Raw genomic sequence first — 14,735 nt, 5'->3', positions numbered from 1 at the left:
GGATCTTTTTTTAGACAGAGCTGATAATGTTTAAGGGATAGCTCGAAAAAACGCTGTCTTTCCCATTCTTTTGCCTGGATGTAGAGCGCCTGAGCCGAATTGAAATTATATGCACGGTCAATTTTAGAAGGCCTTTTGAGCGGATAACTTTGTTCGGGACCGTTGAAGATAATTTGCTGATCTAACATTATTGTCAGGTGTTCTGCAAGAACAGCCATGGGAAGTGTCAGGGTACAGGTCTGCATGGGATCCAGTTGGATCTCTTTCCTTAAGATTTCCGTTTTATTATTGAATAGGATTAAAGTATGGTTAATCGGTTCAATGGCGCATAGGTTAATTTGTGGGCTAGAAACCTGCGTTGGCAGATAAAATGAAAGCTGCCGGCTACTGTAAGTTAATCCACCACTGTTTTTTACCGGAAACCAGTGCTCTTCCCAGGTGTCATAACTATACGGTAAGAAGGATCTGTGTTTAAACGGTGTTTTAGAGCTGGTTGCGATACTTTGGTTAAATAATCGGCCGCTTTGTACTTCTGTGTATTGTCCATCATTATCCGTTAGTAAATCTTCCCAGATCATGCCGTATGGTGATAATCCCCAGATCCATATTTTTTTTCCAGGCTTGTCGTCATACGTGGCAGAATGTCCCATACCAAACTGGTCATCATGCCAATAACACCCCCAAAAATCACTGTATGATCCAAATACATGGTATGATTTGTATTCTCCATGATCGTTCTGATCGTAGAAAGAAATTTTACGGTTTTGTTCATCTTCGGGCCAGCTCTGTGACGCGCCATCATGGCCCAATCGTTGCTTGCCCGGATAAATATACTCCAGGTTACCCGCGGCTTTGATTCCAACATTATTCCATTGGTAATACGACTGCGGCATACAGCTGTTGTTGTGCCACCAGCTTTTGGTACTAAAATGAGCAGCGTCCTTATTGAGTTTAATTTCCACCCGCCATTCTGTACGGGAGGGCCAATCGGTCGCGCCAATAAAACAGCTTACGCTTCCATCAGAATTTTCAACCATTTTATAATCCACAGGTGCAGAGCAGGAAGGGGTATGTCCAATAATCCCCATATTGATCTCCATACCGCCTGAAGTCCATGGGCCACGCATAGCTACGTCCCTGAACTTAACCGCGTTGTTAAAATAAATAAATTCTTTTCCGGTCGATTTTTCTATTGCGCCCCATATTTTACCACCTACCATTGGATTGATCCAGATCTTAATATAATTATTTTCCATAATGATCATTTCCCAGCTTTGCGCGCTGCTTTGATCTGTATAACCATCAAACCTGTTGTATGGGTATAGCCGTCCAAATTCTGCAATTGGGCTTGGGTCATTATATGGATAGGTGGTCAGGACAATTTGTTCTGTTCTAATTATCGCTTTCTCAAGCTTTTTAATCTCTTTCATTCGTTGTTGTTAACTGAGTTGCGTTAAGTAGGGAAGTGCTATGGTATTTATACAATCAAACTTAATCAACAATAAATTAATAAACAAGCTTCTTATAAAAATAATGTGTGCGGACACAGTTTGTTTATTTATGAATAAACCGATAAAAATATGTTTATTTGCGATACGTATACATTTCCGTTTGAACTGAATTGATCTCATAGAAATGCACGGCCCTGTTTTATGATTATCTTACAAACTAAATAGATACATTTGTTAAATTTTTACAAGGTATATAGCCGGATTTCAAGTCTGTAAATTGATGATGAAATTCATATACCTGAAGATGATAACCAAAAAATAAAGAATTGATGAAACGATTCCGCTCTTACAGATTTCAAAATGAGATAATTAGAAAGGCAGGGTTGTTTCATATTGAATGATATAGTAAACAAGTGAGTATGAAAAACATCCGTATTAAGGATATTGCGGTAAAGGCAAAAGTATCTGCAGGTACTGTCGATCGTGTGCTTCACGATCGGGGAAATGTTTCGGAGAAAGTGAAAGAGCGTATTCTCAAAATAATTGAGGAGATGAATTACGAGCCAAACTTAATGGCGCGTGCGCTCGGGACAAAAAAAGATTTTCATTTTGCGGCCCTGATCGGGGATCCGAAATATGATTCATATTGGATAGATCCCAAGGCAGGAATTGGAAAAGCAGCAAAAGAAGCGCGGCAATATGGGGTTAAAGTCACTCAATATATGTTTAATCCCTATGACATCAGCTCTTTTCAAAAGAAGGCCGAGGAAATTACCCGCGCCAATCCGGACGGGATTTTATTGGCGCCTATTTTTTATGAAGAGGTTTTACCCTTTTTTAAAACCTGGAAGGAGTTAGGTATACCTTTTGTACTTTTTAATACGCAGATTGCTGAATTTGATCCTTTAAGTTATATCGGGCAGGATTCTTATCAAAGTGGACTTGTTGCGGGTAAACTGATTCATTACGGTCAGTCAAATCCTTCCACGATTTTAATAGCCCATATAGATGAGGATATCGCCAATTCCAGCCAGTTACACTTGACTAAAAAAGAACAGGGACTCCACCATTATTTTGATCAGTATAATTTAAATCACCAATATAAGTTCATCAAGGCAGAATTGAATCTCAGGAATTATGCCCTGTTTGTAGAGCAGCTTGATGCCATTGTTGAGAATAATCCTCAGTTACAGTTTTGTTATGTAACTACCTCAAGAGCACATGAGGTCGCTAAATATTTTGAGCAAAAATTCATCAACCACATAAAAATCATCGGTTATGATCTTCTTCCCCAGAATCTGCATTACCTCAATAAAGGGGCGATTAGTTTCCTGATTAATCAAAATCCTTTGGGACAGGGTTATTGGGGTATCAATCAACTGGTAGATCACCTGGTCTTTAAAAAAGACATTGCAGCGATTAAATTTCTTCCGCTTGATATTGTCACCAAAGAGAACCTCAATTATTACATTGACGAATCGATGTTGTACAACCGTTTTTAAATTTAAGATTCCTGTTGGTTTTTGTCTTTACAGGTAAGGATTAACAGGAATCTGTACAATACGGTATCCAGCATCCTTCAATCGTTTCAGCTCTTGCTCATCGGGCATTACTTTGTAAATCACGGAACTCAGTACCTGGCTGCTGGAAACACCTAAAGCAACAAGGATATCAAATATCTTTTTCTTAATTTTTAAGGTGATAAATTTTAGGTTTCCAGGCGTGGCTTTCATCGTTTCAGCACCTTTAAAATAAAAATGTGAATTGATTTTTTTAAAAGCAACAAGGGGAAGGTTGATGCCTGCTGCTAGTTTTTCAAATTCCCTTTCTGAAACTTTGTATACAAAATTCCCGACAGGTTCATAAGAAAAGCGGTTTTTCCAGAACTTTTGAACCAATTTATCGTTGATAGCAGCCAATATGTTGGAGATAAACAAAAGTGCTGGTATTTTAGAAATTGGATCCTGAGGTTCAATGATGACTACAGCTTTTTTCGATACGCGAAGCATCTCATAAACTGCCATAAATGGCCTTGGAAAGTGATGATACGTCTCCTTGCATAGGATGTAATCAAAAGTGTTGTCGTTAAAAGAAAGCTTTTCGGCATTCTCAGCAGAAAATTCCTGTATAAAACCTTCCTTGTGCGCTACACTCAAAAAATCACTGTTTAAGTCGCTCGCGTGTGCAGATTGCTGATTTCCATGAGCTGTGATGTAATGCGCATCCATGCCATAGGCATCACCAACAGTAAACCAGCTTTGTCCGGCCTGGGCAATTAAAGGGTCAATGCAGGAGAATTTTATTTTTTGAAGCCAATTGTTAACGGTATTTTGATCGGCATCTTTAAATTTTTGTAAGAAAGCTTTTTTTGACTCCTCTGTCGGGAACAGTTTGTTATACCAATTACCGTGTTTGTTATAGCTTTCTTCTTGAAACATTTAATTTTTTTAGCAAGGTTATAAAAAAAACGACAAATTGCCAAGAGATTTAATACTAATGTAGAAAATCAAGTCGTCCGAAAAATTCAGGTAAATGAAAGTTAGGCGTATCAGAACTGATGTGATTCCATGCTGCATAATGAACTATCGGGAGGTCGTCACCGCATTTGTAAAAATTGGCATAACAGGTTGATCCGGACAATTGAGTGATTTTGTGGAAAGTAAATATGCAAAACGGAATCACAAGGCAGAGTTCCCAGGTAACGAGGTCTGTTGATTGGTCCTTTTTAAAGGATCTGGCATATTTAATCTGCTCAACCAAAGCCGGACTAAGAAATTGTCGTTCCTTAGCCGTTCCAAAGCACAATAAGCCAGTGCCAGCATGGTTAAATTCGAAATTGTAATATTCCCAGGGACTATCAATGCCAAGGAAAAATTCAACACAACTGTCTTTATAAACAGGATCATTGGTTTGAAGGTAGGTGGCTTTACTGTGTGGTTCCCGGACATAATATTTTAGGAGCAAGCAGTCTGTACCCTGTGCAATGACAAAGTCTGCCTGTACATTTTCATCTTTAAACTCGGTCCAGGGATATTCGCCAATGTGCTGACGATTGATTTTGTCAAGCAATACGGATACCTCAAAGGGATCCGTATTGCTGCTGACGTGTGCCAGATATTCAACTTGAAGTGTTGTCATTTGTCTGGTTAATTAACTTTTTTGTAGCCGATTTTTTCAAAGGGAATATTTCTAAACCCCGGAATCTTATCCCATACGATCGCATCTTTCCGTAATTTAAAGTTTTCTGCAGCATAGTTTTCAAATCCCGGATCTTCATTGGTTTCGTAATTGCTTTCTGTAAAAGGCAACCATTCTTCTTTGCCTTCCACTCTTTTGGGCATTTTTACCAATAGATTCCTGTAAAAAGTATCGCGCTTAGGTAGCTCAGGATTATCTTCAAAATAACCCGGCAGGTGCGGATATTGCGTAGCGTAAGGTGGATTTTTATAGTTAACAGCTTCTAGTCTTTTTTGAAAAGTACCATCTTTAACCAGCATAGCTTTGGCCCAGTGTTTCAGTCTGTCGTCAATGTGGGCTGCATATTTGGTTTCAATAAAAATGTTGTTGTGATAAGGGTTGTCCCTTCCTCCTCCAATAAATCCGGCAACAGTTCCTGCTTTGAAAAAAACATTGTCATAAACTTCCATTCCACATGCGCCATCATCGTGGTAAACAGCCATGGTTTTGTGTTCGCCACCAATATGATGAAAGTAGTTGTATCTCACAATCTGTCCGCGTTCTGAAGGGTTTCGCCCAAAATACAGAGCGCCCATGTCATCAGAATCCATCACCAGGTGGTGAAAGTTATTGTATTCTACCACATGGTTATTGCCATGTAACATGACGCCCGAAGAAGGCGCGTTGTAAATGTCACAGTTCGAAATCCGGTTCCCAACACCGGTAATCCATATGCCAGGTCTGTACGAACGTTCAATGCGGTTAAAGTCGTGGATGCTGCAGTTTTTAATGTAATTGTTACCTGGTTCTAAAGTTAACCTGTTTCCGCCACTGATTAAGAAACCTCCCGAGCCGGTATTGTAGACTTCGCAATTGATGATGCCGTTGTTTTTGCCGGCTTCGCGATCAAATACGGTATGGTCATAAACATATTGGACTAAACTTCCAATGCCCCTGGATACTGGTTTTACAGCAAATACACTCAGGTTATCCGATTCTGCCTCGACTCCTTTTCCCATAAAAACACCAACCATGCCCAGGTTTGTAAATTTACAGCCATCGATAATTACATTGTCTGTTCTTTCCATGGTGATGCCAATGCCCCGGCTACAGGTAAAGTTCAGGTTGTTGATTTTAATGTTTTTGACATCGTCGATGGCCAATAATGGCGTTTCGAGTTCTGATATTTCCAGCTTTTTTAAGTTATCCGGAGGTAGAAAATAGAGCATTTTAGTTTCCGTATCTACATAGTATTCCCCGGGTAAATCTATTTCCTCCGGTAAATTGTAGGCATACCAGGCCCTCCAGGGCTTTCCGCTGCCAAAACCATAAGCATGGGGCCTTAAGGTTGTGATGGTTTTTTTAAGGGTATCGATGCTTTTCAGCGGAACGGCATCATCTGCATATCCCCACATGAAAAAGCCCGCAATCCATACTTTGGCAGGTTCTTTCCACCGGTTCGGGCGGTTGATGTCTTTGTAAGTAAATGTTCCACCACGGTTAGTCGAGTCGCCCCATCTTGGAATGGAGCCCGTGTCCAATACTGAATATATAGGTACTGAACCTTTGTTTGGCCATCTTGCTATCTTTCCTGGCTCGTCATTGGTAAATATTTCCAGTGGAGCAGGAGCAAAGGGGCGTGTAAAACCGGTCATTCTCAACTTTCCAATGCTTTTGATTCCCGCTTTTCTTAAATCCACCTGCCTGATTTTATTTCGTATTTCAGGTAAAAAGCGGCTCAGATAGCTAGGGTCAGATACCGGCTGGATTAAATTGGATGAAACTATCCTTCCGCCATGAATAACGGGCTGCTCTTTGTTATAGGCTTTAATTGTTAAGGGGACTCTGGAAGACCAGGTCTTGTCCTGTACGATTTCTAACGTATTCGTTATTGGATATACTCCGCCGCGTAAAATGATTTCTATGGGCCTGTTGGATTTCTTACTGGCTGCATTGGCTGTTTTGAGTGCCTTTGCAATATCGGATACCGGGCTTTGAAGCGTCCCGGTACCTTGTGCTTTGCCCTTTGGCGAAACATATATTTTTATGGATTGCTGAGCATAGCTGCATACAGCTGATGCGCTCAGCAAAGCCAAGCCTATCATGCCCTTTTTTAATGAATTTACAGTCATTATGTTGGTTTTAACTGGTTGGCTATTTTCTTTTAATAACGATCAGAAATCCTTTTTCTCCTTCTAATTCGATTTCCTTGGTAACATCTATTTTGCGTGCTTCCTGGAATTCAATAATTTCAGGAATCTCTGCTGTAATCTGATCCGGAGAAAGGCCCAGTGATTTCCAGTCGATATTGAGTTTGCATTTTTGCGGGTCCGAAGTCCAGTTGGCTACTGCAATGATGACCTCGTCTTTACCTTTGTAAATCGTAGCTTCTGTTTTAGGATTGTTTGTTTTTACCGGAATTTCGTCATTCCAGAAGCCAATCATCTGTTTGCGTTCAATTTGATAGTCATCCCAGAACTTCCAGATGTGCTCCGGAGTTTTTGCTTTAAACCAACCTAACCTATTGGTAATCCCAAACACCATTCCTCTCCATGGATTTCCGCCTTTATTCAGCATTTGTGACGATAAGCCGAAAGGGACACCGCTGACTTCAATCAGCCAGTAGTCTGCAGATTTGTTATAATCTCTTGCTTCTCCAACCCATAAATGGTCAATATATGGTAACATATCCATGTATAAATTCAGAGAAGAAGCCCATTTTGCATACTTATTATAGTGATTCCAGGTGTGCATGTCAATTTTTCCTCCAGGTCTTTCGCGCTCCAGGATTTTACGGGTGCGCTGCATGGTTTCCCTGTCAAGTGCAAGATCATCCATATATATGCCGTCGATTTGCAATTCCTTGCACATCCATTCCATGCCGCCTAAAAAGAAGTTATTTAACCTGGAGTCTGGTCTTGTTAGGATCGCAAGATCCTGACGGCCTTTATATTTTCCTGAAGTAAACGTGGCCACCCATCCTGGTATGAAATTTTCTTTAAGGTTTTGTCCCAACCAGGGGTGTACGCCGTTGGGATTTACCAGTGTTCTTGTAGCCATCCCTGGTCCTGGATAAATGATTTCATCCCCCAATGCACGCATTGCCCACAATTCCGGAGCATTAACGCTGATCTCACGGGTAGTGTAATAGATCTTTGTTTTTAATCCTTTGTTGTGTGTACTGTCGATAAAAGCTTTTAGATCTGGGGTATTGTCGTTCGCAAAAGGATAATCCAGGAACGGGTAGATGTCTTTTTTATGGTGCACGTTAATGATGTTTGCACCATGTTCCAATGCCAGTTTGATCGTATTGCTGGTGGTATCAATGTCAGAATGGTAATACCGGTCGTTGAACTGAATACTTTTATTGATCAGTTTAAATGGCGTAACCAGGAATTCAGCATCAAAAAGATAGGTTTCGCCTTTTTTCAGGATGCGCTGGCCGGAATAAGCTTTGATCATCACACTTTGGTTCTCGTCAAAAATGTCTATTCCACCCTTGCTTCCGTTGCCCCATGATTCAGGCTCGTGGAGTGGGCCAAAAGGATAATACAGATTTACCAATTGTCTTTGATAGTTTTTTCCTTTCAGTTTCAATTTCAATCCGCCATTTACAGCACCCATCCATACTTCGTCCTGGTGTTTTTCAATAACATCCCACTTCCAATGCCAGTCTTTTGGCCTGAAGCCGCCCTCTTTATCCAATCCCATCATATAGGTTGCTTTTTCCGGGCGCAGCGGTACCTGGATTCTGATGTCATCGATCGCGACATCTTTAGCCGAGCTTACTGTTGCACTGTATCCTATAAATCCATCGTAATCGGCACGGCCTTTTACAGTTACAGTAATGTCTCCATGGGTGAGTTTCGTTTCCCAATGAGTTGATGCCGGAAAATGATCTTCAAATTTAATGGTGCCAGCCTTCAGTTCCAGTTCTTTTCCATTTTGCTGAATAACGAATTTGATTGGAGAAGCAAGGATGGGCTCACCCCGGGATACGATCAATTCATTGTTCTTGTCAAAAAAGGTCTGAATGTCGGCTGGTAGGCCTTGTTCAGATAATTTGACTGTCCTACCTAATATAGAGATATCTTTCTGTGCTCTGGTTACCTGTTTAAAACCATTGGTAATGCCATCGTCCAACCCCACTTTCGTGTTTAACCAGGCTAGTCTTGCTAAGGTTGTCTCATCGTTAAAGCCATGGTTTACCATTAGGTTTCCGCTTACGTTTACACTTACATTGACAAATGTTGCTGGCAGGCCTTCGGGTTTTATTTCTACACGACCTCTAAACTCTCCCTTGTAATCCTCCGGAATTTGTACGCCAAACCACAGCGGCAATACATGTTTTGCTTTCAGTTGCACCGATTTGCTAAATGGCTCGCCTTTAAAAGAGATACCTCCTGTATTAAAGCAGGTCACATCTTTAATGACTTGTCCATTTGAACTGCTTAACGGAGAAAAACTTACTTTGACATTTTTTAAAGGCGTTTCATTGGCATAAACCCCAATTTGAAAAGTGTAATATTCTCCGGGTTGTGCTTTGCCTTTAAAGTTTGTCTGAGCTTCGGTGTTGTAGCTTGTCCATTTCTCAGGTAAACTATCTAACAGTCTGATCGAATTTTCATGTCCTTCGGGAAATGTAAAATACTTTTTGCCTGGAAATTTTTTAAGAAAGGAGTTGGCTTGCGCAGGTGTTGCCGGTTTTGACATCACAGTTGGGTTCAACCCGATGTATCCGGTTAGTTTGGTTTCTCTGATTGCATCTACGTCAATAGGATGGGTCAGTTTGTCCTTGTTTTGTGCATAAGCCAGGGGTGCAATGAGCATCAAGGAAGAGAATAGCAATTTTTTCATAAAATTTTGATTTATTGAAACAAATCGAATGGTTTATACTTGGTTGTCGTGGTTTTTGGTAATTGTTTTATAAAACTACCAGTATTGCTTTTATAAAGATTTCCGTGTAAGTACAGTGTTTAAATCAAAAATCTTCGTATTCAAACATAGTAACAAAAAACGAGGAATAAAAAATAATTTCGAAATTGTGTTCGCACACATTAATATTTTATTATGTTTGTGTAAGTATCAAGAGGTATTTCTGTGTTCGCACACTTAACACATTTTTGTTTCTTGACTTAAAGTACCAAAAGCACGCGATTAATCGCAAACACTAACCAATGTAAACCAAATGGAATCAATGAACCACTCTAAACTCATGAAGTATGACAAAAAACAAACTCTTTAATTGCGGTTTTTTAAATTTAAAAGTCGCAACCATGTTGATTGCTTTTGTTTTTATAGCCTTGCTGGGGACATCCGGTACGGCTATCGCAGCAAGAAAACTGCTTGCCCCCATCACTGTTACTGGTAAAGTATTGGATGAAAAAGGCGAATCCCTGATCGGTGTAAGTATTAAAAGTTCTGCAGGTGGTGGCGTTGTCACCGATGTGAACGGCGCGTTTTCTTTGAAAACAGAAAGCGATGCGACGTTAACCGTAAGTTATCTGGGCTATGTTACCCAACAGGTTAAAATCAGTGGACGCACAAAAATTACCGTAACACTTGTTCCTTCTGCCAATCAATTGAATGATGTGGTGGTTGTAGGATATGGTACGCAGAAGCGTAAGGATGTGACAGGGGCAGTTAGTAGTGTAAAACTGGAAGGTGGACCTAAAGAGTCAGTGCCACTGATTAACCCTTTAGAAGCCATTCAGGGGACGCCAGGTATAAACGTTGGACCTTCAACAACTGCCGGGGCGACACCTAATATTGTTGTAAGGGGGCAGAACTCTATCAGTGCAAGCTCAAATCCTTTAATTGTATTGGATGGGGTTATCTTTAATGGAGACTTGAACCAGATCAATATGAATGATGTTTCGAGTTTTGATATTCTAAAAGATGCAAGTTCTGCTGCCATTTACGGTTCGCGTTCGCAAAATGGAGTGATTTTAATTACGACAAAACGTGGTAAAACTGACAAACCACAAGTGACATTAAATAGTTACTATGGCACACAAAGTTGGACGCGTGTTCCTGAGATGAGAAATGGTGAGCAATACATTCAATGGAGAACGGATCTAGCTAAGGCAAGGGGGAATAATCCAGCTAATGTTGCGGCTGTAATTGGTGCTGCACCATTAGAATTGCAGGCTTATAATGAAGGGCATACTATAGACTGGATCAAAGATATTCAGCAAAATGCACCTGTTCAAAATTACGATCTTAGTGTTTCAGGTCGGTCTGATAATGTAAATTATTATTTTTCAGCTGGTTATATCAATCAAAAAGGAGTTTTAGCAAATGATAACTATAGTAAGCCAAATCTTACTTTAAAGGTTGAAAACACCATAAATAGTTGGCTTTCTTACGGTATTAACGGCTATTATTCTTCGAGAGATTATTCAGGTATTCCTGCCGACTTGTACATGGCTACCTATTTGTCTCCTTATAGTTACAAATATGTAGATGGAACAAACAACGGTTTGCTTCAACGTTTTCCACAAGGAAACGGTTCAAACTATAACCCATATTGGGGTAATGCAGGCAGTAAAGTTTTAGGAACGATAGATGATAACGTTGAGAAATATTATAGCATGCGCGGTACAGGATTTATCAATATTAAATTTCCTTTTGTACAAGGTCTCTCTTACCGCTTAAGCGTAAATGGAGAAAGGTCAGGAAGCAATGTTGCTAACTTCCACCATGAGTCAGGTGAGGTGAATACCTTATTGCCTGGAAATATTGCTAATCCATCCCAGTTTCTAGCCAATGCTTACGGCAATAAAATGAATGGAACCACACTTACTTATTTGTTTGATAATATCTTGACTTACGATCGTCAATTCGGAGATCATCATCTTGATGCCTTGGTTGGTTATACCCGTGATGAAAGTAAAACAGAAGAACTTAGTGCCACAGGAACTGACTATGCTTCTTTCGGATCTTCAATTTTAGGTATTTACGGATTAAATAATGCGACTACCCAAAGGTCTAACAGCAATTACAGTAGTTTCACCAATGTGGGCTATATCGGCCGGTTAAACTACAATTATAAAAGCAGATATTTTGCTACTTTTAACTTCAGAAGAGATGGATATTCCGCATTTGTTCCCGGTAGGAAATTCGGAAACTTCCCTGGTGCTTCTGTCGCCTGGGCTTTAAGTGAAGAGGGTTTCATGAAAAGCCTCACTGTTATCAATAATCTTAAAATCAGGGCATCTTATGGACGGACTGGTAATCAGGGAATATCGCCATATAAAACACAAGCTACAGTAGGTTCTGCAGTTGGTACATCCGGCTATCCGAGCCCGGGATATGTGGTATTTGGTCCCACTTCTTATCAATATACTTTCCCTTCTCAATTGGGTAACAAAAACTTAACCTGGGAAAAAACTTCAGCCTTCAATCTTGGAATTGATTTTAGTCTCCTGAATAACAGGTTGTGGGGTTCGATTGAGGCATATAAAAGTTCAACAAAGGATCAGCTAATTACACGTGCGATACCAAATATCACAGGTTATGATGTGGTTCAGGATAACCTTGGTCAAGTAGATAATAAAGGTATTGAGGTAACCATAAATTCCATTAACCTTAAATTCGAAAACGGATTTAAATGGGAAAGTGGATTTGCTTTCTGGATGAACAGGAATAAATTGGTGCACTTAAACTATAAAATCAATCCATTAACCGGAAAAGAAGATGACGATACAGGTAATAGTCTGTTTATCGGAAAATCTTTAGGTGCGATTTATGATTATACTTTTGATGGTATCGTTCAAAGTTCAGATGCAGCTTATATAGCTGCTAACGGAGCGCTTGCTGGCGATGTTAAGTTTAGAGATATTAGTGGTCCGGATGGTACTCCTGATGGAAAAATAACTGCTGCCGACCGCTCGATCATCGGTTATGGAAAAGAGAATTTTAACATGAACTTATCCAATACCTTTACTTATAAAAATTTTCAGCTGTTCTTTAGCTTAAATGGAATATTTGGCGGTGGTAAGGATAATTTCTTTATGTCAACGAATTTAAGAGGATTAAATCCAGGTGCTGTTACCATTGGAAACTGGCTCAACCTGCCTTACTGGACTCCTGATAATCCAAGTGATAAATACCCTAGACCAAACTATGGCAACCCACTTCAGTATGGTTTTTATCAATCCAGAACATTCGTTAGGTTGCAAAATGCTTCGCTTAGTTACCTGTTCCCAAAAGACATTACAGATAAGTTGAAGATCGCAAATCTTAAAGCTTATGTAAGCGGAACCAATCTATTTACATTAACAGGCTGGACAGGTCTTGATCCTGCGAATGGAGCACAGATCGGTGGTAACGGTGGTTCTTCAAATAATGCAGTTAATAAATCACAACCGATCATGCGTGCTTTTACATTTGGTTTAAATGTTGGCTTTTAATTTTATTAAATATGAAAACGTATAAAAATATAATAACGGCAATTGTAGCAGTCATGGTATTGAGCATGGCTTCCTGCAAAAACGATAAAGATTTTTTAACTGAAAATCAAAAGGCCCTGGATGAAAGTAACTCATTATTAAATCCCGCACAGTTTTCTGTAATGAGCGCTTCCATGTACCATTACATACAATTGTTTTACTGTTCGGCAGATCAGACTAAAGATGCATGGATTTTAGGTTTGGGTACAGATGTATGTTTTGATCCACGTGACCCTACATCAAAATATAACAATTGGAGCATTGTTAATGGAACAGATAACTTTTCCGGTGACTGGTGGAGTTGGCAATATACGCTGATTAAAGTAGCGAATACTTTAATTGCCGGAGCGGCTAATCCAGCGGTAGTTTGGCCAAGTGATGCCGCTAAAAATGCAGCAATCGCTGAAGCTCGTTATTTCAGGGGATTTGCTTACCGTAACCTGGCCAATGCATTTGGTGGTGTGCCTATCGTTGATGCACCTGTTACCGAAGCGAAGGTTGATTATGTACGTAATACCAGGGATGAAGTATATAAATTTGCACAGGCTGATCTAATCTATGCTGCGGCCAATCTCCCTTTAACAACTACGCAACCAGGAAGAGTAGTAAGAGCGGCAGCTGACCATATACTGGCAGAAGTTAACATCAGCTTAAAAGATTATGATGGTGCGATTGCCGCTGCAACACGCGTTATTGACGGAACTGATGGTAATTATTCTTTGGTAAAAGCACGGTTTGGTGCCCGCGCAGCTGAGGCAGATAAAAACTATTACTACGATTTGTTTGTGATGGGTAATCAAAATACCCAGACAGGTAATAATGAAAGTATCTGGAATGCACAATTTGCGGTAACTGCAACCGGCGGACCGGTATTAGGGGGTGTTCCTGGTACGCTAACAAGACCATTGATCGAAAGGATGATGTGGTGCCAGTATTGGGGTGCAGCTAAATTGGGTTATCCGGGTACACCAACCGACACAAGCGGTCGGGGTGTAGGTTTTGTAAAACCAACCAACTATACCAATTATAACATTTGGAAAAATTCAGGTACTGATATCAGAAACAATGAAGTCAATATCAAACGTAAGTACTACTTTGGTGCAGATATTAAAGACGGGAATGGAGTGGTGATCTTTAAAAAGAAAGATCTTATTCCTAAATCTTACCTGACTACCCGTGAGGATACGATGTTGTTTGTTTATCCAAACTGGGCCAAATTTGGAACGGATAAGCACATCAATGCAGTTCCTGATAACGGCTATGTGAGAAATTTCTATGTGATCCGCTTACCTGAAACTTACTTTTTAAGAGCAGAGGCTTATTTAAATAAAGGCCGCACCGATTTAGCTGCAAATGATTTAAATGCAGTTAGGGGACGTGCTATTGCTACGCCTGTTGCTGCTGCTGATGTGAATATCGATTATATACTAGATGAACGTGCGCGCGAATTGTTCGGTGAAGAATTCAGAATGCTGACCCTAACCCGATTAGGTTTGGTATATGATCGCACCAAACGATTTGGATCACCAGAGTCAGCCGCTTCTGTCCAGCAATATAATAACCTGATGCCAATACCGCAAACCGCGATAGATAGAAACGTGGGCGCAACACTGGCACAAAACCCGGGTTATAAATAAGAAATAGTCGCATTAAA

General features: G+C 40.2%; 7 protein-coding genes and 1 pseudogene. 3 read left to right on the top strand and 5 right to left on the bottom strand.

Features of this window, described 5'->3' with window-relative positions; translation table 11 throughout:
- Positions 1-425: 425 nt before the first annotated feature.
- Positions 426-1,430, bottom strand: a pseudogene (locus IM797_RS28725) (DUF5107 domain-containing protein); the annotation flags it as partial.
- Between the two features lie 440 nt (positions 1,431-1,870).
- Here IM797_RS28725 and IM797_RS14065 point away from each other — a divergent pair.
- Positions 1,871-2,953, top strand: a complete 1,083-nt coding sequence (locus IM797_RS14065; RefSeq protein WP_194127783.1) for a substrate-binding domain-containing protein — start codon at positions 1,871-1,873, stop codon at positions 2,951-2,953.
- Positions 2,954-2,980: 27 nt separating this feature from the next.
- Here IM797_RS14065 and IM797_RS14060 read toward each other — a convergent pair whose 3' ends face one another.
- Genes IM797_RS14060 through IM797_RS14045 form a run of 4 tightly spaced genes read right to left on the bottom strand, consistent with a single transcriptional unit; the run spans position 2,981 to position 9,485 of the window.
- Positions 2,981-3,889, bottom strand: coding sequence for a class I SAM-dependent methyltransferase (locus IM797_RS14060; protein ID WP_194127782.1), 909 nt, complete (start codon positions 3,887-3,889; stop codon positions 2,981-2,983).
- 55 nt (positions 3,890-3,944) lie between these two features.
- Positions 3,945-4,589: a carbohydrate-binding family 9-like protein gene (locus IM797_RS14055; protein WP_194127781.1), complete on the bottom strand. Its 645-nt coding sequence runs from the start codon at positions 4,587-4,589 to the stop codon at positions 3,945-3,947.
- Between the two features lie 8 nt (positions 4,590-4,597).
- Positions 4,598-6,760, bottom strand: a complete 2,163-nt coding sequence (locus tag IM797_RS14050; protein WP_194127780.1) for a right-handed parallel beta-helix repeat-containing protein — start codon at positions 6,758-6,760, stop codon at positions 4,598-4,600.
- Positions 6,761-6,782: 22 nt separating this feature from the next.
- The gene (locus IM797_RS14045; RefSeq protein WP_194127779.1) at positions 6,783-9,485 is read right to left on the bottom strand and encodes a glycoside hydrolase domain-containing protein; all 2,703 of its coding nucleotides are present in this window, start codon (positions 9,483-9,485) and stop codon (positions 6,783-6,785) included.
- A gap of 365 nt (positions 9,486-9,850) precedes the next feature.
- Between IM797_RS14045 and IM797_RS14040 the strand changes: the two genes are divergently transcribed.
- Together IM797_RS14040 and IM797_RS14035 are read left to right on the top strand one after the other, a co-directional pair.
- On the top strand, positions 9,851-13,042 hold the full coding sequence (locus IM797_RS14040; RefSeq protein WP_194127778.1) for a TonB-dependent receptor: 3,192 nt from the start codon (positions 9,851-9,853) through the stop codon (positions 13,040-13,042).
- Positions 13,043-13,053: 11 nt separating this feature from the next.
- The gene (locus IM797_RS14035; protein ID WP_194127777.1) at positions 13,054-14,718 is read left to right on the top strand and encodes a RagB/SusD family nutrient uptake outer membrane protein; all 1,665 of its coding nucleotides are present in this window, start codon (positions 13,054-13,056) and stop codon (positions 14,716-14,718) included.
- Positions 14,719-14,735: the final 17 nt, after the last annotated feature.

This window comes from Pedobacter sp. MC2016-24 (assembly GCF_015223055.1).
Taxonomy (GTDB): Bacteria; Bacteroidota; Bacteroidia; order Sphingobacteriales; family Sphingobacteriaceae; genus Pedobacter.
This window is presented reverse-complemented; position numbering and strand designations above follow the sequence as displayed.

Coding starts and splice junctions, on each gene's coding strand:
- IM797_RS14055 (WP_194127781.1), bottom strand. CDS start 4,589: ATGACAACACTTCAAGTTGAATATCTGGCACACGTCAGCAGCAATACG.
- IM797_RS14045 (WP_194127779.1), bottom strand. CDS start 9,485: ATGAAAAAATTGCTATTCTCTTCCTTGATGCTCATTGCACCCCTGGCT.
- IM797_RS14065 (WP_194127783.1), top strand. CDS start 1,871: ATGAAAAACATCCGTATTAAGGATATTGCGGTAAAGGCAAAAGTATCT.
- IM797_RS14060 (WP_194127782.1), bottom strand. CDS start 3,889: ATGTTTCAAGAAGAAAGCTATAACAAACACGGTAATTGGTATAACAAA.
- IM797_RS14035 (WP_194127777.1), top strand. CDS start 13,054: ATGAAAACGTATAAAAATATAATAACGGCAATTGTAGCAGTCATGGTA.
- IM797_RS14040 (WP_194127778.1), top strand. CDS start 9,851: ATGACAAAAAACAAACTCTTTAATTGCGGTTTTTTAAATTTAAAAGTC.
- IM797_RS14050 (WP_194127780.1), bottom strand. CDS start 6,760: ATGACTGTAAATTCATTAAAAAAGGGCATGATAGGCTTGGCTTTGCTG.